Origin of the sequence: Georgenia sp. SYP-B2076, from assembly GCF_003991205.1 — a bacterium.
Taxonomy (GTDB): domain Bacteria; phylum Actinomycetota; class Actinomycetes; order Actinomycetales; family Actinomycetaceae; genus Georgenia.
On the sequence record NZ_RXOZ01000034.1, the window covers coordinates 34,093 to 56,273 of the forward strand.

A 22,181-nucleotide genomic window follows, 5' to 3' on the forward strand; every position below is an offset into this window, starting at 1 on the left:
GCGGGCGCCCCCGCCTGGTGCCGTCACTGGTCTGAGGGGAGCGTCAGGCGCCCTGCATCTCCATGCAGACGCCGGCGGGGGTGAATGCGTCGTCCGCGCTCTCGCGCTCCTCGACGAGCTCGACGAATCGGTCGAACAGGGCGCGGGGGTCATCGATCGCACCGCTCGCATCCTTGACCCACTTGGTGATCTGGTCATCCTGGGCGGCCTTGGCCCACGCGACGCCGTCCTCCGACGGGCCGATCGGCTGCACCGTGCCGCCGGCGTCGATGATCTTGGTGCAGTCACTCTCGGCGCCGGCGCGGGCGAAGTCCGCCACGAACCGGCCGCCGACGTCGTCAGCCGCCGCAGTCATGGCGTCCTGGGCCTCGGGGCTCAGGCTCTCCCAGAGGTCCTGGTTGATGATGGTGTGCAGGAGCACGCCGTTGCCCATGTACTCACCGACGTCGTAGATGTGCGGCGCCACCTCGAAGAGGCGGCTGGAGGAGATGCCGTCGATCGACGTCTGGATGCCGCTGACGACGCCACGCTCGATCGACTCGTAGACCTCCGCGATCGCCATGTTGACCGGGCTCACGCCGAGCCTCTCCAGGGCGATGGCGGCCTCGCCAGCGGCGCGGATGGTGGAGCCGTTGAGGGCGTCGAGGTCGGCGAACTCCTCCGCCGAGGCGAGGACGTTCGGGGCGGCGGGCGTGTTGAACATGAGGCGGATGCCCTGGCCCTCGAACTCGGCCTGCAGCTCTTCGGACTCCTCGTAGAGGGCGGTGCCGGCATCGGCCTGGGCCTGGGCGTCGTTCGTGACGACGCCGATGGTGCCGAACATGGTGATCGGCAGGAGGGAGGGCTCGTAGGCGGCGGAGGTGAAGCCCATGTCCGCCGTGCCCGTGCCGACACAGGCAACGATCTCCCCGGCCGCGCACAGCGAGCCGTTGTAGTTGGGCTCGAACGTCACGGCGCCGTCGGTCGCCTCAGTAACCTGGTCGGCCCACTCCTGGAAAGCGAGGCTGTGGGGGTTCTTCTCGTCGACGAAGGACGCGTAGCTGATCGTGACCTCGCTCGTGCCGTCACCATCGGATGCGGATGACGGGGTGCTACAACCAGCGAGGACGATGGCGATGGCACCGGCTGCGGCGACCGCGGGGATGAGGTTGGACTTTTTCACGGGGATTGCTCCTCAAGATTGATGGACCCGATGGTGACGGGCAGGTGGATGGACCGCTGTGCCTGCAAGGACAGGGATGAGCTGCGGTTAGTTGCGGGGCTCCGACGCGCGCGAGTGTCTGTCACGTGCGGCGGGCGTGACTCGCTTATTCGTGGGTCCGGTCTTAGTCAGGCAGCAGGTCGGGCAGCCAGGTCACGATCTCCGGGAAGACGAAGAGCAGGGCGACGACCACGAGCGAGACGAGGAAGAACGGCATCGCACCGCGGAAGACCTTCTCGATCGGGATTCTCGACGTCGTCGACGTAACGAAGACGTTCATTCCCACGGGCGGGGTGATGAGCCCGAGCTCGACCATCATGACGAAGAGGATGCCGAACCAGATCGGGTCGAACCCCAGGTCGTGGACGACAGGTGCCACCAGGGGCACCACGATCACCAGGATCGAGAGCGACTCCAGGAACATGCCGAGCGGGATGAGGCTCAGCAGGATGGCGATCACGATGATCGCTGGTGCGACGTCGAGGCTGGTAATCCATTCGCTGAGCCGGTTCGGCACCCGTGCCATGACCAGGAAGCGGGTCAGGATCATCGCCCCGATGACCATGCCGAACGCCATGGCGATGACGGACGTCGATTCCAGCGCGGAGTCTTTCAGACGGCGCAGGACGACGCGGGGACCGGACTTGCCGGACTCCACGACCATCATGACCAGCGCGAGGAGAGCCCCGACGGCGGCCGACTCGATCACCGTGAACACCCCGGTGAACAGACCGCTCAGGATCGCGGTGAAGATGAGGACGATCCAGACAACGGCACGCACCATCTGGAACGACGTCGGGTTCTCCGGCGCCGCAGGGTCGTCGTCGCGCTCGAGCGTGGCGACGGCGGTGCCGCCGCCTGTGTGGGCACTCCCCGGTGCCGCGTTCATGGCGCGAGTGGAGGCGGTTGACTGGGCGGTGGCCGCCGCCGTCCGGGTAGTGGTGGTGGAGAGGCCGCCAGCGATGGCGAGCTCGGCCGCCAGGGTGGTTCCCGCGCCGAGATTGAGGTTCTTGGCTCGGATGAGCACATAGACGGCGTAGGCACCCGCCAGGACGATGCCGGGCACGATGCCTGCGACCAGCATGTTGCCGATCGAGACCTCGGCCAGGATCGAATACATGACGATGAGGATGCTCGGCGGGATCAGGACGCCGAGGGATCCGGCGGCAGCGACCACGCCGCCCGCCAGGGCCGGCGGGTAGCCGTAGCGGCGCATCTCGGCCGTCGCGAGCTTGCCGATCGTCGCTGCCGTGGCGATGCTCGAACCCGAGACTGCCGCGAAGCCGGCGCACGCCCCGACCGTGGCGATACCGAGCCCGCCGGGGAGCCAGCCCAAGAGCCGACTCGCCACCGCGTACAGCCGGGTGGCGAGCTTCCCATGGAGGGCGAGCATGCCGAGCAACACGTACATGGGGATGACGGTGAGGCCGTATTTACTGGTGGCGATGAACGGGACGGTGCCCATGGCGCCGTCGGCCACGCCGACGGACTTCAACAAGACGATTCCCAAGGCACCGGCGCCGGCGAGACAGAAGGCGATGGGCGTCTCGGCGACGAGCAGGGCCAGGAAGACGATTCCGACGATGACGAGGATCAGCTCGACGCTCATGCGCGCTCACCTCCGCCGACGCCTGCCATCATCGAGACTGAGGACGCGTCGTCGTTGGCGTTGGCGCCTTCGGCGTTGCCGTCAACCTCCGCCGCCGGGGTGGGCGCGGGCGCGACCACGAGGCTCGCCTGCTTGAGGAACCTCACGAGGAACTCGAAGATCAGCGCGAAGAAGCCGAGCACGACCATGATCTTGATGGGCCAGATCGGGAAGTCGACGACGCCCGCCTGCACTTCACGGACCCTGAAGGACGCGATGGCTTCCATCGCGGTGGCGCGGGTGAACCACAGCACGACGACGAGCGCGACCAGCGTGCCGGCCGCGCGGACGGCGGCCGCGACCCGGACGGGTAGGCGGTCGGTGAGCAAGGTGACCTTCACGTTGCCGTCGGCGCGCTCCACGTAGGAGATGCCGGTGAAGACAATGACCACGAGGAGCGCCGAGGCGAGCTCGTAGGCCCCTACGAGGGAACCACCTCTCAGGAGACGATGCACGACGTCGGCCAGGATCACCGCCATGAGCAGCACGGTGACCACGCCGGAGACCATGCCCAGGACGTTGGAGACCTTTGCGACGGCTCCATCGAACTTTCCGATCATGGGCGACACCCCCTCACAAAATCACGAAGGACGCCGACCTCGACACGGTCTACACGCCCCACGACATGGTCATCAAACATTTCGCCAACTCCTTCGTTTGCGACACGGCGAGGGCATCACGCTAACCGTGACGTTTGTGCGATTCCGCACGTTTCCAGCCTCTGGAACTTGCGCGGCGAGACTTCAGAACCTGGCCGAGGAAGGCCCATCGCGGACGGGTCGTGGGTGCGGGGAGGACAGGGCGGTCACGCTCCCCGACGGGACAGCGCGCGGCGCCGACGACAGCCCACGGCCCGGCGCCTCCCTGGAGCCAGTCTCGCGGCTGGAGCCGACCTTTCCGGCCTCGTGGCGACGTGACGGCCGGCAACGCGTGCCCCCTCAACGGAGGCGCTGCGGCGCTGGTGATTATGAGCGACAACCGTGCCAGGGAGCTGGCCCTCACGCGCTCGCGCGCATCGTGTCGACCGCCGCCAGCGGCCTCCTCCCGAGATCATGGCCCGGCCCCGGTGGAGGCCTCGCGAAAGGTGCTCCACGAGCCGCGGCGGGGTTCGCGCACCGCTGGTCGGCCTAGTTCCGCACCGACGGCCCTCAGCCTGGAGTGCGGCAGGTGTGCCTCAGCTCCTGGCTCTCAAGTAGGTGGTTCAGCCCCTCGCACACGGGTTGCAGTGCGTCTCGCATCCGTTGGATTACGTCGCCTCCGTAGTCTTCCGTGTGGAGCCATGTCCGTAGGGTCGCTGCGAAGGCTGCTTGGGCGGCGCCGCCGACGGCGGCGGGGATGACGTCATCGGGACGGGTGCCGGTTCGCTCAGCGACGAAGGCGGCGACGATTTGCGCCCATTCCAGCCAGTGGGCAGCGAGGCCGGGGCGCAGGGCGTCGGTCTGCTGTTGGACCGCGAACCGCCGTCGCCAGAGTTGTTCTTCGTCCACGGCTTCCGCGAACGCTTGGACCGCTGCGGAGTGCACGGCGGTCGCGATAGGCAGGGCTATTGGCTGTGCGGGGAGGAGGGTAGCCAGGCGGCGTAGGTGGAGGTCGAACCCTCGCCAGACGATGTCGGCCTTGGACGGGAAGTACCGAAAGAGCGTTGCCCGTCCGATACCGCAGGCTGCGGCAACCTCCGTCATCGAGGTCTGGTCGAAGCCCTTCTCGAGGAACAGGCGCATCGCGTGGTCCTCGAGTGCTGCTGCCGATGAGACGGCCGGACGGCCCCGTCGCCGTTCGCCGAGCTGAGGCATCGATTTGTCGTCCTCTCGCGCGAAGTGTTTTTGATACTCGGTACCACTAGTGTGTGTGGTGCGGGTACCACCTTCCCCCATCACAGCCGATAGGCGGAATCTTGGGCGATGCACGCGTACCGCCCGGTGCCCGAGTGACCGAGCAACTGAAGGAGTGACATGGCAAGGAAGCCGATCGAGAGTTTCGCCGAGGCGCAGCGGATCGCGAAGCGGCGCATGCCCGGCCCGATCTACACCGCCCTGATCTCGGGAAACGAGAAGGGCGCCACGATCAAGAAGAACCCTGAAGCGTTCAGCCAGATCGGATGGTTGCCGCGGGTCGCGCGCGAAACCCCGGAGGAGCAGCCCCTCAAGCGTGAGCTCGCGACCACAGCGCTCGGGATGGAGTTGTCCATGCCGGTGATGCCTGGTCCAGCTGGCGCGCAGGCCATCAATCCGGAGGCGGAGGTGGCGGTCGCGAAGGCGGCCAAGGCGGCTGGCACCGCCATGGGGCTGAGCTCGTTCGCCACGAAGCCGATGGAGGAGATCGCTGCGGCCAATCCCAACTGGCTGTACCAGCTGTACTGGACGGGGACGCGCGATGACATCCTGTGGCGGATCGAGCGCGCGAAGAAGGCCGGCGCCAAGGCGCTGATCGTCACCCTTGACGCCACCGGTGGCGGACTCGGGCGACGGGACTGGGGCAGCCCACCGGTCCCCACGCAGATCGACCTGGAGGCGGTCTTCCGCTTCGCCCCCATGGCCCTGTCCAGGCCGGGGTGGCTGATGAAGTTCCTTGCCCAGGGAGGAATCCCGGACCTCTCGGTTCCCAACTCCGCGAACCGTCCCGGCAAGGCGCCGACGTTCAAGGAGATCTACGTCGAGCTCATGTCCACACCGGTGCCCACCTGGAGCGACATCAAGTGGCTCCGCGAGCAGTGGGATGGCCCGTTCGTCGTCAAGGGTCTGATGCGTGGCGAGGAGGCGAAGCGGGCCGTCGACATCGGCGCGGACGCCGTCGTCGTGTCCAACCATGGCGGCAACAACCTCGACAGCAGCTACGCCAGCATTCGCGTGCTTCCCGCCGTGGCCAGGGCGGTGAACGGACAGGCCGAAGTCTGGTTTGACGGCGGTATCCGCCGCGGGATGGACGTCGCGAAAGCCCTCGCCCTCGGCGCGGACATCGTCCTCGTCGGGCGACTGTGGATCTTCGGTCTCGCCGCCGGAGGCCAGCAAGGCGTCCAGGACATGCTGGAGATGATCCGCGACGGGCTCCACTGGTCCCTCGTCGGATTGGGGCACCGGTCCTTCAGAGACCTGAGTCCGGACGACATCGTCGCCCCCGACGGCTTCTTCTTCGACCCGGACACCAAGACCCGCCTCGAAGACCTCGAACTGCGCAGAGCCAACTTCGAAATCAACCGCGCCGCAGCCAGATAGGCGCCAATAAGCTTCGCCCACTTGGTCCCCACCGGGCACGCACCAGCCCGGTGGGGACCTGGGTGCGACACTCCAAGGAACCGCGCCGAGCATGAGGAGTTTCGGCGCGCGCCCAGCAATCTCTATCGAAGCCGCGACAGGCTCCATCCACCTCGCGGACGGCGCCACGCTGAACGCTGACTACCTCCATCACAACGCACCGGGCCAACCCTCACCGGCTGCCGCACCGAAGGCACAGACGACGACTGATACCAGCACGTCGCTCGACGCCGACGAGATCCGTGCCGCCGCCGGCCCGCAGCCTCTCACTTCTGCACGCCACGACCCCCGAGCGCAGCCCAGCCGACGACCACGGATCAAGAGTTGCGTCGACGGAAAGGCAGACGAGGCCACTTCCTGCCCTGGCGGACGAGTGCACCGTTGGCATCGCTTGGCATCGGTGGTCAACCGTGGTCATCTCGCGTGGAACCACGCGTGGAATCCGAACATGACAAAGGGACCCTGCTCAGCGTTTCCGCTGATCACACGCCCCGTCTGGTGGAGCTAGAGGGATTCGAACCCCCGACCTTCTCCCGGTCGGAGGATCCCCCGCCCACCCAGCCAAGACGGCTCAGCTGGTTGTCTCAGTGAGTCAGAACACTGCGGGATGCTGCGGGTTTCTGGCGTTCGCGACGAACTTCGCAGACCTTCCCGATGACGCGCAATCGCACCCGAACCTGCCAGCTGAACCCGTGGCAGAACCGCGGCACGCGCCGATTCCGTGGCACAACCGTGGCACGAACTCGTCCGCCGTCTGCGGACGCGTCGCTCGCCTGGATCTGCTGTCGGTCGTCATGAGGGTGGCCCGCGTCGATTACGCGGGCCACAGCGCCGACAGGCCGGAGCACGTGCGAGAACGCCGTGCACTGGATGACCCCGGTGACCGACGAGGAGTACGCCGCGGCCCCGCCCGTCGACGACTGAGACCACCTGGCCCGACGAAGACTCCGGTAACGTCGCCGGCTCCGGGCGACTGCTGAGAAGGGGACGGATGTACATCACTGCGAAGGTTTGCCACCCCGGCGAGTACGCCCACTGGCAGGGAGCGACCTACCGCGCAGCCGGGTTGCTGAGCGGTGTGGTGCAGCTGTTCGCCCGGCAGGACGACAGCCCGGGGGCAGGTTGGCGCCGGGAAGTCGACCGCCAGGGCCGGACCGAGTTCACCCGTCGCGTCCCGCTCGACGAGGTGGACTCGTGGATAGCCGTGAGTGTCGACGCCACCTGGGAGGGGCTGGAATTCGGGATCATGCGCGTGGATCCCGACGGCATGGCTGGGGGCTACCTCGACGACCGGTGCACGAGCGCGCATGCCGCCATCGCCGAGCGGCAGGGTGGCACGCTCGAGCGGGTGGACCGCGGGGAGGTGCACCTGCGCGTCCCGCTGAGGTACCTGGAGGACCTCCGTGAACGCGTCAGCGACATGAAGGCCTCTGCCCTCAAGCGCCTGTCCCCGGAGTGGATCGCGGAACAAGCACGCGCCGCCGAGCAGGCCCGTATCGATCGCGAGACCGCCGTGGCGCGGGCCGCTGCGGAACAGGAGCAGCGTCGGCAAGAAGCTCTCAACGCGATCGCTGACTCGCTGGAGGACGACCTCGCACCCGGCTGGAGTGCAGCGCGGGTCGAGACCACGCTCGTGGGCTATGACCGGCGCGTCAACCTGCTCGTCACCCGCGGCGACGACGAGCGGCCCGAGCCGCCCCCGCACGACCTGCTGCCGCTGCTGCAGGACCTCCGGCACGTCGACCGTCGGTCCGACGGCGAGGGGACCTGGCTCTCCGCCACGCTCGCCGTCGAGCGTGGGAGCACCCGTGTGGTCGAGGAGAACCGGCACGCCGAGCCATCTGTGCAACCGCCCATCTCGGCGGCGGACTACGACGCAGAGCAGCTCTTCCAGCAGCGCAGCCATCCCCACCTACCGGGCTGGTGGCAAGAGAAGCTGGGCCGCTGACGGCGACTACGCGCTCTCGACGAGCGCCGCGTGGTCAGTGCGTACGAAGAACTGGTGAATGGCCTGCCGGCTGCGGGTGAGGCAGCTGATGCGCGCGTCGAGTTCAGTCAGCTCGGCTGCGAGCAGCTGCGCGACGTCCCGGCTGCACCTGGCGGCAAGCTCGGCGCCGCCTTGCCCCTTGAACTCGGTCTGTGCGGCGACGAGCGGAGTGTGCGCCCAGGCGAGAAAAGTGCACGTCCTCCCGGCGTCACGAGCGGCGAGGGCTCCGCGACGGTCAGGCGCGGTCGAGGGCGTCGAGGTGCTTCGGGCCGACCGCGACCACGTCCGCGGCGTACCCTTTGTGCCGGTCCAGGAACGCGCGGATGTACGGGCACACCGGCACGATCTTCAGTCCGGCGGCCACCGTGCTGTCCAAGGCGAAGGTCGCCAGCTTCGAGCCTGCCCCTCGTACTCCTCGGCGACAACCGCGTGGTAGTAGATCCGCTCTGGCACGGCGGCGTCGCGCAGCAGGTAGCGGGCCGTGCCGATGACCTTCCCGTGGTCGACGAGCTCGAAACGGCCGGCGCCGGGGTTGCCGCGGACGGTGATCGTGGCGGTGTCCATCCTTTTCCAGGCTCGGCGGACGGGATTCTCAGGGGCGGGTCCGGACGGGGTGCCGGCTCACGATCGACACCCGGTTGTAGATGTTGACTGCGATGGCCGCCGAGGCCAGGCGGAGAACTGCTCGTCGGTCAGGGGCTCACGTGCCCGGGCGAGCTCCGCGGTGCGGGGTCTCCTCCTCCGGCAGGGACGTCACCGCCTCCGCCACCCGCAGCGCCGCCATCTCGACCTTCCGAGAACAGCGCGGTGTCGCGCCAGGCCGACAGCACGGCAAGGCGCTGGGCCGTCTCGCCCGCTTCGAGAGCGAGCCGGGTGTGCATGTCGAGGCGGTAGGCGCACCCGTTCAGCTGGAGGCCCGCACGTTCATGAGCTCGACGAGCGTGCCCGGCAGGCCCGCCCCGTCTGTTGCGGCGCGGACCTTGAGCACAAACGCGTTGAGCGACATCCAGGCCGTGGGTCCGACATGTCCAGGTCGAGGTCCTCCGGTGTGCTCATCGTGCTCCCGCTGCCCGTTCCTGCGTCTCTGCCCTCGTCGGACTGCGGTTTGGAGCTAGTTCGTCGTTTGCTTGTTGGTTCGGTAGAGCTCGGTCATGGCATCGGCAACGAGGCGGGCCCGGTCCGGTCCGAGGACCTCGATGAAGTGGGAGCGGTTGATGTCGGCGACGAGGTGAGCAAGCTCGGCGGCGAGCTCGGTGCCGGCCGGCGTGAGCTCGAGGAAGGTGACGCGCCGGTCCTCGGCGCACGCGACCCGGGCTGCGAGGCCTCGGCTGACGAGCTTGTCCGCGATCTTGGTGTAGCCGCCGCTGGTGAACGAGGCCGCCCGGGCGAGCGTCGTCAGCGGCGCACGGCGCTCCACCTTGCGGTGGAGGCTGAGCAAGGTCTCGGCCTCGGCCTCGTTGAGGTTGACAGCGCCCTTGATGGCACTGTGTAACCGCCGGTTGGTCACCTGGAAGCCCTTGATGACCCGGCCCCAGAGCTCGACGGCGGTGATGTCGTCGATGTCGGCCGCGGACTCGTGGGTGGTCTCGATCGTGGTCTTGGCCATTGGGGGCTCCGTCCTACAGGTGGCTGAGACACTCAATTTACTTTGTGCGGAAGATACTTTCAAGCGAGTTAAGCAGTGTCGGCTGTCACCTGGCGTGCGGGGCGCCACCATGTGCGGAGAAGGGCCAGACGACGATGTCGAGGATCGGCACGGGCCCCGGAGCAGCCGTTCCTGGCTGGTCCTGGGCCCGTGCCGTCCACAGCTTCCCCCCGAAGCTGCGGCAGCCCGTCGAGCGGAGTGCTCAGTTGCCGGTGTAGGTGAAGGTGAGCAGGGCGCCAGGGTTCTCCAGCTCGGTGGTGGAGTCACCGTCCGTGCCACGCGCGAGGCCGCCGGAGTCGGTGGCCACGATGATGGTGGCGCCGTCGGGGCTGGTGGCGGTGTCGCGGTAGCGGTTGACCGAGCGGAACAGCCGCTGGGACTCGCCGACCTTCTCGCCGTCCTCGGTCAGCTGCACCCGGAAGAGCTCGCCGCTCTTGAGGGTGGGCATGAGGAGGGAGTCCTCCCAGCCCGGGATGGCCGTCTGGTCGTAGTGGTCAAGGCTGGAGGGCGCGATCGTCGGGTAGCAGATGAAGTACAGCCCGGAGGGGTCGCAGGCGTCGCCCTTGAAGTCGTGGTTGTCGGCGACGGTGAAGTAGGTGCGCAGCGGCTCGACGAAGTTGGCGGCGGTGAAGTCATGCTCGGCGTACTGCGGAACCTCGTCGGGGATGTTGAACCCGTCGTAGGGCAGCGTGGTGCCGGCGGACCAGTCACCGAACACGTAGGCGCTGTCGTCCTTGTACCCGGAGACGTAGGGCCAGCCGTAGTTGCCGCCGGCCTTGAGGAGGTTGAGCTCGTCGTCGCCCTTAGGGCCCTGCTCCGAGGAGTAGAGCTTGCCGTTCGCGAAGGTCAGTCCCTGAGCGTTGCGGTGGCCGTAGGTGAAGACGTGACTCTTGACGCCGTCGAGCTTGGGGTTGTCCTTGGGGATGGACCCGTCCAGGTTCAGGCGCAGGGTCTTGCCCTGGTAGGCGGTCCAGTCCTGGGCGTCGACCTCGTCCTGGGTGGGCAGGCGCTGCGCCTCGTTGGGCTTGTAGGCGTTGAGGTCCTGGTTGTTCCCGCGGTCGCCGATCGTGTAGTAGAGCGTCTTGTCGGGCCCGAAGACCAGGCGGCCGGAGTTGTGGTCGTCGCTGGCCGGCATGCCCTCGATCAGGGTCGTCGGGTCGACCAGGGTGTTGGCCTTGGCGTCGTAGATGTAGCGAACGATCCGCTGACGACGGTCGAGCTCCTCCCCCGCGGGGCCGGTGCCGCCGCCGTCGTAGGTGTAGGAGAGATAGACGTACTGGTTGTTCTTCTTGTTGTCCTTGAGCAGGTCGGGGTGCAGGGCCATGCCCAGGAGCCCGTCCTGCTCCCCGGCCGTGGCCAGGACCTCGTCGATGGTCAGGATCGTGGTCTTCTCCCCGGTGGCCGGGTCGACCTGGGTGACCCGGCCGGCGGTGCGCTCGGTCAGCCACAGCTTCCCGCCGGGGCCGTAGAGCACCTCGAACGGGTTCTCCAGTCCGGTCGTGAGCACCTTGCGCTCGAAGTCCACGGTCACGGCCGGGGCGGTGGTGGTGCCGCTGCCGCCGTCGCTGGGCGGGGCCGCGTCAGCGAACGCCGGGGCCGCCAGGCCGAGCAGCGAGACAGAGGCGAGGGCGGTAACGAGCGGGCGATTGCGTCGCATCGAGATTCACCTTCCAGGTAGTGGCCCCGGCGAGCCGGGACCGGGTCGAACCGAGGGCCCTGCGCCGAGCTCAGCGCAGGCAGGACCCCTGGTGCTCCACGGGGAAGCAGAGCCCGGCGAACGTAACCACGCGACGACGTAGTTGACAATTTAACTACCCGCTCGTAACGGGCCCCTCGGGTGTGGGGTTTCCCACCGCAGGCAAGCCACCGAACCTGCCACACCAAAGCGCACCGCCATGGCGTTGGTCACAGCGGACCTCGCACTTTCGGCGCCAAACGGCCGCTTGGCAACGGTTGCCCGCAACTCCTCACCCCGGCGTGCGATCCGCACCCCTTGCACGGGACGGCTTTCTCGGATACATCTTGCTCGCAAGCAATTGGCCTCGAAGGGGCCTCACGTCTGGAGAAGGGCAAGAACATGACTCAGCGGGTACTCGTCACGGCCGGCGCCAACGGCATCGGCCTGGCCATCGCCAAGGCCTACGCGGCCGGAGGCGCCAGGGTGCACATCGCCGACGTGAACGCCGAAGCCGTCGAGGCGGTCGTCTCTGCGAACCAGAACATCACCGGCTCGGTCACCGACGTCAGCGACGGTGCGGCGGTGGACGCCCTGTTCGCCGACGTGAAGCGGGAGCTGGGCGGGCTGGACGTCCTGATCAACAACGCGGGCATCTCCGGTCCCACCGCCCCGGCGGAGGAACTGGCCTTCGAGGACTGGAACGCCGTCGTCAACGTCAACCTGCACGGCACCTTCCAGGTGACCCAGCGCGCGATCCCGCTCCTGAAGCAGTCGGACGCCGGATCCGTGGTGACCATGTCCTCGCTCGCCGGGCGCTTCGGCTACCCCAACCGCATCGCGTACTCCACCACCAAGTGGGCGCTGGTCGGCTTCAGCAAGACCCTCGCGCTCGAGCTCGGTGAGTTCGGCATCACCGCCAACACGATCCACCCCGGCGCCGTCAAGGGACCGCGCATGAACGCCGTCCTCGAGGGCCGCGCGCAGGCCAACGGCACCACCGTCGAGGAGGAGACCACCAACGCGCTGAACAACCAGTCGATCAAGGACTTCATCGACCCGGCCGACATCGCCGCGCTGGTCTTGTTCCTCACGGGCCCGCACGGACGGACCATCTCCGGCCAGCTCTTCCCGATCGACGCTGACTCGAAGGCGGCGGCATGACCTCCGTCGACCTCCGCAACGCTGCCGGACACCGCGGGGATACCGTCGCGGAGGCCCCACGGCCCTCACCTACCGACATCGCACCGCCGGCCGGACCCGCGCCGCAGCCCTGGCGCGGCCGCATCATCTACTTCGTCGGCCTCATCCTCCTGGCCCTCTCGCTGCGCCACGCCGTCACCGGCATCTCCCCGCTGCTGACCCGCATCGGCGAGGACGTCGCGCTTGGCGCCGCCGGCACGACCATCCTCGGCATGCTGCCCACCATCGCGTTCGGCCTGGCCGGATTCATCGCCCCCGCCCTGATCCGCCGGTTCGGGCCCGCACGGATCGCCGTCGTCGCCCTCGGCCTGGGCGCCGCCGGCACCATCGCCCGGGTCCTGGGCGACTCCGCCGTCGGCTTCCTCGGGTTCGGCCTCCTCGCGCTGTTCGGCATGGGCATGGGCAACGTCGTCGGCCCACCCCTGGTCAAGCGGTACTTCGCCGACCGGCAGGCCACGGCCATGACCGTGCTCACCCTCATGACCCAGGCCGGCGCCACCATCCCCGCGATGCTCGCCGTGCCCATGGCCGACGCAGCCGGCTGGCGCACCTCGGTCGGCTCCTACGCGGTTTTGATGCTGCTCGCCGCGCTGCCGTGGACCCTCGCGGCCGTGCGCTCGGGCAGGGAAGGCCAGCCGGGCGCGACCGCGGCCGCCACGCCGGCCCAGAAGTTCGGCGCACGGAAGCTCTTCACCAACCCGGTCTCCCTCGGCGGCGCGATCTTCTACAGCATGGCCGCCCTGAACACCTACGCCATGCTCGCCTGGCTGCCCACCATCTTCCAGGCACAAGGAGCCAGTGAAGCCGCAGCGGCCGGGATGTACTCGATCTACACCTTCCTGACCCTGCCGATGGCGCTGATCACCCCGATCATCGCCTCGAAGCTGAAGAACCCCCTGTGGCTCGGCGTGCTGTTCCCCATCGCCTCGGTCGTCGGCTATCTCGGCATCATCACCGCCCCGTCCGCGGGCATCGTCTGGGCCTTCATCGCCGGCATCTCCGGCGGGGCGTTCCCCTTCGCGATGGTGATGTTCAACCGCCGCACCCGCACCCCCGAGGGCTCGGCCGCGGTCACCGGGTTCAGCCTGGGCATCGGCTACGCCTTCGGCACCGTCGGCCCGTTCCTGGGCGGCCTGCTGTCGAACCTCACCGGCGGCTGGACCCTCCCCCTGCTCGTCTTCGTCGCCTCCGCCGCGGTCATGGTCCTCGGGACCGCGCTCCTCAGCCGCGACCGCAAGTTCGAAGACACCCTCGCCGCGGCCCGATAACCCGCACCGCCACGGCCCAAGAAGTCAGAAGGACGTGACAGACATGACCAACACCTCCCGCACCGTCGCCGTCGTGGGCACCGGCGTCATCGGCGCCAGCTGGACCGCGTACTACCTCTCCCGCGGCTTCACCGTCGCCGCGGCCGACCCCGCCGAGGGCGCCGAGGAGCGCCTACGCGCCTGGGTCGAGCAGTTCTCGCCCGCGCTGGCGACCCTCGGCCTGGCCGACGGCGCCTCGACGGCGAACCTCCGGTTCACCTCGTCGATCGCCGACGCGGTCCGCGACGCCGAGTTCGTTCAGGAGAACGGGCCCGAGCGCCTCGAGGTCAAGCGGGCCATGCTCGCCGAGATCGAGTCCACCCTGGCGCCGAACGCGATCATCGCCACCTCGTCCTCGGGCCTGCTGATCTCCGATGTGCAGGAGGGCATGCGCCACCCCGAACGTATGGTCCTCGGGCACCCGTTCAACCCCCCGCACCTCATCCCGCTCGTCGAGGTCCTCGGCGGCCGGCAGACGTCGGCCGAGAACGTCGACAAAGCCATCGCCTTCTACGACGAGATCGGCAAGAAGCCCATCCGCATCAACAAGGAGATGCCCGGCCACGTCGCCAACCGGCTTCAGGTGGCGCTCTGGCGCGAGGCGTTCCACCTCGTCGAGAGCGGGGTGGCCAGCGTCAAGGACATCGACACCGCCATCGCCAACGGACCCGGACTGCGCTGGGCCCTGCTCGGCCCGTTCCTGAACCTGCACGCCTCGGGGGGCGACGGTGGCATCACCCACGTCCTCGAGCACATCGGCCCCGCCCAACGGGAGTGGGCCCGCACCCTCGGCGAGTACCCCGAGACCGACGGCTACATCCCCGTCATGGCCGAGGGAGTCGAGGCCGAGCTCGACGGCTACGACTGGGCCGAGACCCTCCGCACACGCGACGAACTGCTCCTCGAGCTCCTCGCCGCCAAGAACGCCACGCAACTGCCGTAACCGGCACGTCACCCCTGTGCACTGAACGGCGGGCACTGAACCCGTCGACGAACGAAGCATCAGAAAGAGAAGACAGAATGACCAAGATCGCCATCGTCACCGGCAGCGTCCGCCCGGGCCGCCAGAGCCTGAACGTCGCCAACTGGGTCAAGTCCATCGCCGACCAGCGCTCCGACGCCGAGTTCGAGGTCGTCGACATCGCGGACTACAACCTGCAGGTGTGGGCCGAGGCCACCCCGCCTTCCTACGGCCCCGGCGAGGGCGTCGAGGGTCGCGCCTGGGGCGCCAAGATGGCCGAGTTCGACGGCTACGTCTTCGTCGTCTCCGAGTACAACCACTCCATCACCGGCGCCCTGAAGAACGCCCTGGACTACGTCTACGGCCAGCTCAACAATAAGGCCGCCGCGTTCGTCTCCTACGGCTCCGCCGGCGGCGCCCGCGCCGTCGAGCACCTGCGCGGCATCCTCTCGGAGATGCAGGTCGCCCACGTGCGCAACGCCGTCCTGATGTCCCTGTTCACCGACTTCGAGAACTTCTCGGTCTTCACCCCGACCGAGCCGGCCACCGCCGCCGTCGAGCCCATGCTCGACCAGCTCCTCGCTTGGACCAAGGCTATGGAGGGCGTGCGCGCCGGTCAGTTCTCTCCGGTGGGCGCCAACGCCTGAGTGGCTTCAGCCTGATCCCTAGAATCAGGTCTGCCGTCGAGGAGGGCGGCCCGGCATTCCGGGCCGCCCTCTCGTCCCCCAACGTCAAAGGGCGACAACAGAAAATCAGCAAGAGTGTTGAGTCGCCGAGCTCGCGGACCCCAGCACCGCCTGCGATCTCGCCCCCTCCGAGCTCAACACTTCCCTCGTCGCCAAAACCGGACCTCTATGACGAGCAGGCCGTACGCGCCCTCGAACAGCGTCCAGCGGGCGCCCCAGCGTGACATCCGCCCAACCGGAGGCGGCGGTAAGCAGAGTAACTGCGAACGCCATGACCACCGCCGTCACCGGCGAACTGACGAACGGAGGACCGAACCGGCCCCGACGGGACACCACGACTCCATCGACTACTTCGGCGCCGACGCCGCACAGCGCGGGACGATCGTTGAATGTTTGACTCGGCGGGCGGATGGAGTCCGTCCCCGGGGGTGCGACCCCGGGATACGTGGAATATTCCACGCGTCAGACCTTGATTGCGGTTCGAAACCCGGCAGAGACGAAGGGCCTCTGATCAGCGTTTCCGCTGGTCACAGGCCCTTCACCGGGTGGAGCTAGGGGGATTCGAACCCCCGACCTTCTCATTGCGAACGAGACGCGCTACCAACTGCGCCATAGCCCCTTGCATGCCCTCGCGAGCACAAGCCACTCTAACACCGAGCCGGCCCCGCCTACGAAATCGGAGGTGGCCCGGGCGGCGTTGCGCTCGTCACACCTCACTCGCCGGCCGCGCGCCGGCGGGCCAGCACTGCGTCGAGGTCGAGCTTCACGGCGACCGGCTCGAGCAGCGCGGCGGCGGCGGACGCCGGCGACGCCACGGTCGGGCGCTGGGGCACCGCGGAGTGGGTGTCCGGGGCGGCGTCGGCGTAGGGCGCCACGTCGCGGCGGGGCACGTCGGGCTTGAGCGTGTACGAGGGCACCGGGACCGGCACGGGGGTCCACGTCTCGTGCGAGGCGCCCTGCGCCCCGCGCTCGGCCCAGGCGGTGTCCGGTGCCGCGGTGGCCGGAGGCGCGCCGACGTCCGTCCCCGTGTCGGGGCGGCCTGTCCCGGCCGGCGCCTCGAGGTCGTCCTCACCGTCGTCGCGGCGAGAGTCGGTCGAGGCGCTGCGGTCGGCGGAGGCCGGGCCGGCAGGGGCGCGCCCGACGGCGACGCTGTCAGTCGAGGCCCGGTCGGCAGTAGCACGGTCGACGGCGAGAGAGCCGGCGTCCGCTGGCCGGCCGGGGGTGGCCGACGCATCGGCAGACGTACCGGCCGACGTGCTCGCGTCTGCCGCCGCACCGGGGGCCGCACTCGCGTCCGCGTCCGCCGACGCGCCCGCCTCGGCGCCACGCGCACGCCCCGCGGCAGCCGACGCCACGCGCCGGGACGGGGGCCGCTGGGCGGCGGCGCGGCGGGTGATCTCGCGCAGGTCCGCCTGCAACCGGGCCATCTCGGCGCGGTCCCGCTTGTCGTGCGCCAGGGCCTGCACGGCCGTCCGGCGCCCGAGCACGAGAACCATGACGAGCAGGAGCGTGGGGACGACCGGCAGCAGCCAGGACGCGCCCACCAGCGGGACGGCCGCCCACGCACCCACGGAGACCACCAGCAGCAGGGTGGTGAGGATCAGCCGGCGGCGGGCGGCGGCGGCGCGCCGCGACACCCGGGCGGCGCGGGCGGCTCGCGCGGCCGCCAGGGCACGCGCGTCCTGCGGCGCGCGCCCGGCCGGTGCGTGAGGCCTGTTCGCCAAGGATGACTCCGGTCGTCGGCTGGGATCGTGCAGGTACGGACGGGTGGTCACCTGCGCGTGGTGCGTGCCGCCGTCGGCCGTGCCCGTCCGCCCGGCGAGGGCGGCGGTGCCGGCCGTGGCCAGGATCCGCAGGTCACCGGAGAACCGGTCCTCCACGCGCGAGTCGAGCAGCAGCTGCCGGCTGCGCACGAGGTTCGGCAGCAGGTAACCAAGGAGCACCAGGGTGAGCGCGATGAACACATAACCCTGGAGCTCCACGGCTCAACGCTAGTGGGCACAGTCGGGGACGGCCGGACCACCGGCGGCGTGTCTGCGGTGGAGACGGCTACAGATGTTAACGGACGCCTCCGCCCGCCTGGTGCCAGCGGCGCAGCAGGCCGCCGGGGACCTCCTCGGCGGTCAGCGCGTAGGAGCGGTGGTCGCGCCAGTCGCCCTGGATGTGCAGGAACCGCCGGCGCACCCCCTCGTCGCGGAACCCCAGCTTCTCCACCACCCGCCGCGAGGCGGCGTTCTCGGGCCGGATGTTGATCTCCACGCGGTGCAGCCCGAGCTCGAACCAGCAGTAGTCGCACACCATGGCCACGGCGGTCGGCGTCACCCCGCGGCCGGCGACGTGCTCGCCGACCCAGTACCCGATCACCGCGTTGTGGAAGGACCCGCGGGTGATGGAGGAGGCCGTCAGCTGGCCCACGAGCTCCCCGCCCAGCTCGATCACGAACGGCAGCGCCTGCCCGGCCCGGGCCTGCCGGTCCATGGCGCGGACGTACTCGTGGAAGGACGACGGCGGCGCCGCGGTGGGCGAGGTGGCCTCCCACCGCTCCAACCAGGCGACGTTAGCGCGGCGCAGCTCCTCCCACTCGCGCCGGTCCCGCAGGCGGAGCGGGCGCAACACGAGGAGTCCCTCCTCCAGGCGCGCCGGCCGGCGCACCGGCCAGTCCCCGCTCACGCGTCCAGCAGGAGGCAGTGCAGGCGGTCACCGGCCCGGACGTCCGTGACGTCCTCCGGCACGACCGCGAGCGCGTTGGACCGGGCCAGCGCGGAAAGCAGCAGCGCGGCCGGCGCCCCCATCGGCTCGGCCTGGTAGCCCTGCTCCGGGGAGCCGGTCAGGTGCACACGGACGAACTCGCGGCGGCCGGCCGGCGAGTACCAGCCGCTCGCCACCGCCGCCGGCACCGAGGGCCGGTACAGCTCGGTGTAGCCCGCCATGGCCCGCAGCGCGGGGCGCACGAAGGTCTCGAAGGCCACCTGCACGGCCACGGGGTCGCCCGGCAGCGCGAAGATCGGCGTGTCGTCGCCGATGTGCCCGACGCCAAGCTGCCGGCCCGGCCACATGGCCACGTTGTCGAAGCGCACGGTGCCCAGCGGGCCGAGGACCTCCTTGACGGTGTCGTTGGCGCCGTAGCTCAGCCCCCCGGTGGTGATGACCAGGTCCGCGCGCACGAGCTGGTCCTCGAGGGTCTCGCGCAGCTCGCGCCGCTCGTCCGGCACCGCGGCGACGCGGAACGTGGCGCCGCCCGCGTCCTGCACGGCGGTGGCCAGGGCGTGGCCGTTGGCGTCGTAGACCTCGCCGGGCTGGGCGGGGCGTCCGGGCTCCACCAGCTCGTCGCCGACCGAGACGATCACCACCCGCGGCCGCGGGTGCACGCTCACGCGCCCCCGCCCGACGGCCGCGAGCAGCGCGACCTGCCGGGCCCCGACCCGCTCCCCCGCCGGGAGCACCACCTCCCCCGCGCGCAGGTCCTCGGCGCGCCGGCGCACGTTCTCCCCGGCTGCGACGGCGCTGCGGACCGCCACCTCGGCCCGGCCGAAGTCGGTCTGCTCGACCGGGACGACGGCGTCCGCGTCCAGCGGCAGGGGCGCGCCGGAGGCGATGCGCACGGCCGCGCGGGGCACGAGGCGGAGCTGGTCGACCTGCCCGGCCCGCAGCTCGTCGGTCACCCGGAGGGTCACCGGCTCCTGCGGGCGGGCGTCCGCGACGTCGGCCGAGCGGACGGCGTACCCGTCGAGCGCCGCCAGGTCGGCGACGGGCAGGTCACCGGCGGCCACCACGTCCTCCGCGAGGATGCAGCCGACGGCGTCGGGCAGCACCACCTCGAGCGGGGGAAGCGGGCCCACCGCCGCCAGGCACGCCGCGAGGTGGTCCTGGACGCTCCTCACCGGGCGCTCGGGGTCCCAGGGGTCGGGGCCGCGGGACGGCCGGCGGCCGCGGGGTCCGAGCCGAGCTCGACGTGGCGGCCGGCCACGTACTCGGTCAGCCAGGCGCTGAAGTCGGGGCCGAGGTCCTCACGGTCGGCGGCGAGGCGCACGACAGCCTTGAGGTAGTCGAGCTTGTCGCCGGTGTCGTAGCGGCGCCCGCGGAAGACGACGCCGTGGACGCCTCCGCCGTCGGCCGGGTCCATGCGGGCGAGCGTCTGGAGCGCGTCGGTGAGCTGGATCTCGCCGCCGCGCCCGGGGGCGGTCTCCTCGAGCACGGCGAAGACGGCCGGGTCGAGCACGTACCGGCCGATGACGGCGAGGTTGGAGGGGGCGTCCTCCACGGCGGGCTTCTCCACGAGCTCGGTGACCTTGACGACGTCGCCCGCGGCGAGGGTGCCGACGGCGCCCGCGGCGGCCGGCTCGACGGCGGCGCAGCCGTAGAGGTTGATCTGCGCGGGGTCAACCTCGAGCAGCGCGATGACGGACCCGCCCAGGCGCTCGCGCACGGCGATCATGTCGGTGAGCAGGGTGTCGCGGGCGTCGATGAGGTCGTCGCCGAGCAGGACGGCGAAGGGCTCGGCCGCCACGTGGTCCTTGCCCTGCAGCACCGCGTGGCCCAGGCCCTTCGGCTCGCCCTGGCGCACGAAGTGCACGTGGGCGAGGCCGGTGGAGTCGCGGACCGCGGCGAGGCGGCCGTCGTCGCCCTTCTTCTCCAGGTTCGCCTCCAGCTCGGGGGCGGAGTCGAAGTGGTCCTCGATGGCGCCCTTGCCGCGGCCGGTGACCATGAGGACGTCGTCGATGCCGGCGCCGGCGATCTCCTCGACCACGTACTGGATGGCGGGCTTGTCCACGACGGGGAGCATCTCCTTGGGGATGGCCTTCGTGGCGGGGACGAATCGGGTGCCCAGTCCGGCGACGGGGACCACGGCCTTCCGGACGGTGGACACAACGGCCTCGGGCGACGTGTTCGCAGACATGACGTGAGGCTATCGGGGGCGGCGACGACACGGCGAGTCCCATCTGCCCTGCGGCTCCGCTCCGCGCCGGTTCTCGTGCGGGCGTGCCGCTGGACCGCTCAGCCGGCGGGTGTCGCCGCGACCTCGTGCACGAACGCGGCGACGGCGTCGAGCCACTCGTCGGCGCCGGCGGCGGGGTCCTTCCGCGAGCGCGCGAGGGAGTGGTCGGCGCCCGGGATCTCGAGGTGCCGGGCGCCGCGGACCCCCGCCAGCGCCGCCCGCAGCAGCGCCGGCCGGCACAGCGGGTCCTTCTCGCCCTGCACGAACAGCTGGGGGACGGGCACGTCGGCCAGGTGCACGGCGCGCAGCTTCTCCGGCCGGCCCGCGGGGTGGAGCGGGTAGCCGAGGTACACGGCGCCGACCGTCTCGGGCGCCCGCCCCTGCGCGAGGAGCATGGACGCCATCCGCCCGCCCATGCTCTTGCCGCCGATGACGAGGGGGCCGTGGCGGCGCATCGCGAGCGCGCAGTCGACCATGGCCCGCCAGGTGGTGAGCATGCGGGCGGCGGGGTCCGGCGGCCGGCGTCGTCCGGTGCGCTGCGCCTCTTCCATGGAGGGGAAGTGGAAGCGGACCACGCACAGCCCGCGCCCGACCAGGCCCTGGGCGGCCAGCTCCATGAAGGGGCTCGTGTACGGCGCGCCGGCGCCGTGCGCGAGGACCAGGAGCGGGCGGCCGGCGAGCGCCCCGTCGCGCCGCCAGCTCACCGGACGACCGTCGACCTCGAGCTCCATGGGCGCACCCTCGCGCACGGACGTGGTCCGGCGCAACGAGACGCCGTGGGGCCGGCGCGGGAACGGGGCGGCACGGGAACGGGGCGCGGCGCGGCGTGGCGCGGGCAAGGCGCGGAGCGGCCGCGGGCGCCTGTCCGCGCAGGGCGGAATGGCTCCCGAACCGGTGGTTGGTGTCCGTGGTGGCTGGGATGCTGGGGCCATGTCACGCGCCCAGCTCTCCCTTCCCCGCACCGACGGCTACGAGGCCGAGGACGCCAAGCAGCTTCTGCGGCGCCTGGTGCGGGAGGCGCGGGCGCAGCGCACGGAGCGCGAGCGCGAGCAGGCCGGTGTCGCCCTGGCCGCCCTGGGCCTCCAGGCCGTCGGGGACGCCGGCTGCGTGGCGGCGTACGTCTCGCAGGGCTCCGAGCCGCGCTCGTTGCAGCTGCTCGAGGCGTTGCGTGAGCGGGGCACGCGCGTGCTCCTGCCGGTCCTGGGCCCCGGGCTCGCCCGCACCTGGGCGGAGTACAAGGGCCCGGACGACCTCCAGGTGCGCGCCCCCGGGCGGCCGCCGGAGCCGTCGGGGCCGGTGATGCCGGCGGAGGCGATCGCGGAGGCGGACGCCGTCGTCGCGCCGGCCCTGGCCATCGACGCCGCCGGCACCCGCCTGGGGCAGGGCGGCGGGTGGTACGACAGGTGCCTGAAGCTGACGCTGCCCGGCACGCCCGTCTTCGGGATGATCTACGCGGAGGAGCTCGTCGCGGAGATTCTCCTGCCGGCGGCAGAGCACGACGTCCCGGTGGGCGCGGTGGTCACGCCGGAGGAGTGGTTCCTGCTGGAGGGCTCGGCGTTCCGGACGGCGTCCCGGGCGGCTCGGTCCGCGCCCGGGCCGGAGCAGCGCCCCGCTCGGTAGCGGGTCGCCTCCCGCCCGAACTGGGGTCGCCGCTCCCCCGCCGGCGGCGGCCGTGCCGCGG

The 22,181-nt window shown here is 70.4% G+C and carries 21 protein-coding genes, 1 tRNA gene and 1 pseudogene; 8 read left to right on the top strand and 15 right to left on the bottom strand.

Translation table 11 applies throughout. The features are described from left to right. Positions 1–43 precede the first annotated feature (43 nt). The 3 genes from dctP to EJK16_RS15585 form a co-directional block, all read right to left on the bottom strand. Positions 44–1,162 carry a TRAP transporter substrate-binding protein DctP gene (gene dctP / locus EJK16_RS15575; RefSeq protein WP_164737372.1) on the bottom strand — a complete coding sequence of 373 codons (1,119 nt, stop codon included), beginning with the start codon at positions 1,160–1,162 and terminating at the stop codon, positions 44–46. Between the two features lie 163 nt (positions 1,163–1,325). Then, positions 1,326–2,810, bottom strand: coding sequence for a TRAP transporter large permease (locus tag EJK16_RS15580; RefSeq protein ID WP_127130970.1), 1,485 nt, complete (start codon positions 2,808–2,810; stop codon positions 1,326–1,328). Then, on the bottom strand, positions 2,807–3,409 hold the full coding sequence (locus EJK16_RS15585) for a TRAP transporter small permease subunit (protein WP_127130972.1): 603 nt from the start codon (positions 3,407–3,409) through the stop codon (positions 2,807–2,809). The genes EJK16_RS15580 and EJK16_RS15585 overlap by 4 nt, the downstream gene beginning before the upstream one ends. 172 nt (positions 3,410–3,581) lie before the next feature. Here EJK16_RS15585 and EJK16_RS20655 point away from each other — a divergent pair. Then, a pseudogene (locus tag EJK16_RS20655) lies at positions 3,582–3,939 on the top strand (acetyl-CoA C-acyltransferase); the annotation flags it as partial. Positions 3,940–3,997: 58 nt separating this feature from the next. On the opposite strand, the gene EJK16_RS15590 reads toward EJK16_RS20655, so the two are convergent. Continuing rightward, positions 3,998–4,570 (bottom strand): TetR family transcriptional regulator, encoded by a 573-nt coding sequence (locus EJK16_RS15590; protein WP_164737385.1) that lies wholly within the window; start codon positions 4,568–4,570, stop codon positions 3,998–4,000. A 231-nt stretch (positions 4,571–4,801) separates the two neighbouring features. Here EJK16_RS15590 and mftD point away from each other — a divergent pair, with 231 nt between their 5' ends. Both mftD and EJK16_RS15600 read left to right on the top strand, forming a co-directional pair. Next, positions 4,802–6,061, top strand: coding sequence for a pre-mycofactocin synthase MftD (mftD, locus tag EJK16_RS15595; RefSeq protein ID WP_127130977.1), 1,260 nt, complete (start codon positions 4,802–4,804; stop codon positions 6,059–6,061). Positions 6,062–7,091: 1,030 nt separating this feature from the next. Beyond that, the gene (locus EJK16_RS15600) at positions 7,092–8,048 is read left to right on the top strand and encodes a hypothetical protein (protein ID WP_127130979.1); all 957 of its coding nucleotides are present in this window, start codon (positions 7,092–7,094) and stop codon (positions 8,046–8,048) included. A 274-nt stretch (positions 8,049–8,322) separates the two neighbouring features. On the opposite strand, the gene EJK16_RS20660 is transcribed toward EJK16_RS15600, so the two are convergent. The 5 genes from EJK16_RS20660 to EJK16_RS15620 form a co-directional block, all read right to left on the bottom strand. Further along, on the bottom strand, positions 8,323–8,451 hold the full coding sequence (locus tag EJK16_RS20660; RefSeq protein WP_370276066.1) for a hypothetical protein: 129 nt from the start codon (positions 8,449–8,451) through the stop codon (positions 8,323–8,325). Continuing rightward, the gene (locus EJK16_RS15605) at positions 8,436–8,651 is read right to left on the bottom strand and encodes a hypothetical protein (protein ID WP_370276067.1); all 216 of its coding nucleotides are present in this window, start codon (positions 8,649–8,651) and stop codon (positions 8,436–8,438) included. The genes EJK16_RS20660 and EJK16_RS15605 overlap by 16 nt, the downstream gene beginning before the upstream one ends. 128 nt (positions 8,652–8,779) lie before the next feature. Then, positions 8,780–8,968 (bottom strand): hypothetical protein, encoded by a 189-nt coding sequence (locus tag EJK16_RS20335; RefSeq protein ID WP_240646109.1) that lies wholly within the window; start codon positions 8,966–8,968, stop codon positions 8,780–8,782. Between the two features lie 230 nt (positions 8,969–9,198). Next, complete coding sequence (locus EJK16_RS15615) at positions 9,199–9,693, bottom strand: MarR family winged helix-turn-helix transcriptional regulator (protein WP_127130980.1); 495 nt, start codon at positions 9,691–9,693, stop codon at positions 9,199–9,201. Between the two features lie 241 nt (positions 9,694–9,934). Next, positions 9,935–11,389, bottom strand: coding sequence for a glucose/sorbosone family PQQ-dependent dehydrogenase (locus tag EJK16_RS15620; RefSeq protein ID WP_127130982.1), 1,455 nt, complete (start codon positions 11,387–11,389; stop codon positions 9,935–9,937). A gap of 420 nt (positions 11,390–11,809) precedes the next feature. Here EJK16_RS15620 and EJK16_RS15625 point away from each other — a divergent pair, with 420 nt between their 5' ends. The 4 genes from EJK16_RS15625 (at position 11,810) to EJK16_RS15640 (ending at position 15,525) form a co-directional block, all read left to right on the top strand. After that, positions 11,810–12,571, top strand: a complete 762-nt coding sequence (locus tag EJK16_RS15625) for an SDR family oxidoreductase (protein ID WP_127130984.1) — start codon at positions 11,810–11,812, stop codon at positions 12,569–12,571. Next, positions 12,568–13,878 carry a CynX/NimT family MFS transporter gene (locus EJK16_RS15630; protein WP_127130986.1) on the top strand — a complete coding sequence of 437 codons (1,311 nt, stop codon included), beginning with the start codon at positions 12,568–12,570 and terminating at the stop codon, positions 13,876–13,878. Before EJK16_RS15625 ends, EJK16_RS15630 begins: the two co-directional genes overlap by 4 nt. Positions 13,879–13,921: 43 nt before the next feature. Then, complete coding sequence (locus EJK16_RS15635; protein WP_127130988.1) at positions 13,922–14,860, top strand: 3-hydroxyacyl-CoA dehydrogenase NAD-binding domain-containing protein; 939 nt, start codon at positions 13,922–13,924, stop codon at positions 14,858–14,860. A gap of 77 nt (positions 14,861–14,937) precedes the next feature. Then, positions 14,938–15,525 carry an NADPH-dependent FMN reductase gene (locus EJK16_RS15640; protein WP_127130990.1) on the top strand — a complete coding sequence of 196 codons (588 nt, stop codon included), beginning with the start codon at positions 14,938–14,940 and terminating at the stop codon, positions 15,523–15,525. 585 nt (positions 15,526–16,110) lie between these two features. On the opposite strand, the gene EJK16_RS15645 is transcribed toward EJK16_RS15640, so the two are convergent. From EJK16_RS15645 to EJK16_RS15670, 6 genes are all read right to left on the bottom strand, one after another. Then, positions 16,111–16,183, bottom strand: a tRNA-Ala gene (locus EJK16_RS15645). A gap of 94 nt (positions 16,184–16,277) precedes the next feature. Then, a complete protein-coding gene (locus EJK16_RS15650; protein WP_127130992.1) occupies positions 16,278–17,546 on the bottom strand; it encodes a hypothetical protein in 1,269 nt (422 codons plus the stop codon). Positions 17,547–17,622: 76 nt separating this feature from the next. Continuing rightward, positions 17,623–18,234: a GNAT family N-acetyltransferase gene (locus EJK16_RS15655; protein ID WP_240646110.1), complete on the bottom strand. Its 612-nt coding sequence runs from the start codon at positions 18,232–18,234 to the stop codon at positions 17,623–17,625. Beyond that, positions 18,231–19,445, bottom strand: coding sequence for a gephyrin-like molybdotransferase Glp (gene glp, locus EJK16_RS15660; RefSeq protein ID WP_127130996.1), 1,215 nt, complete (start codon positions 19,443–19,445; stop codon positions 18,231–18,233). The genes EJK16_RS15655 and glp overlap by 4 nt, the downstream gene beginning before the upstream one ends. Then, positions 19,442–20,461 carry a UTP--glucose-1-phosphate uridylyltransferase gene (locus tag EJK16_RS15665; protein ID WP_205739798.1) on the bottom strand — a complete coding sequence of 340 codons (1,020 nt, stop codon included), beginning with the start codon at positions 20,459–20,461 and terminating at the stop codon, positions 19,442–19,444. Before EJK16_RS15665 ends, glp begins: the two co-directional genes overlap by 4 nt. 98 nt (positions 20,462–20,559) lie before the next feature. After that, entirely contained in the window at positions 20,560–21,231 is a 672-nt protein-coding gene (locus EJK16_RS15670) for an alpha/beta family hydrolase (RefSeq protein ID WP_127130998.1), read from the bottom strand. A 199-nt stretch (positions 21,232–21,430) separates the two neighbouring features. Here EJK16_RS15670 and EJK16_RS15675 point away from each other — a divergent pair, with 199 nt between their 5' ends. Beyond that, entirely contained in the window at positions 21,431–22,120 is a 690-nt protein-coding gene (locus EJK16_RS15675; RefSeq protein ID WP_127131000.1) for a 5-formyltetrahydrofolate cyclo-ligase, read from the top strand. Positions 22,121–22,181: the final 61 nt, after the last annotated feature.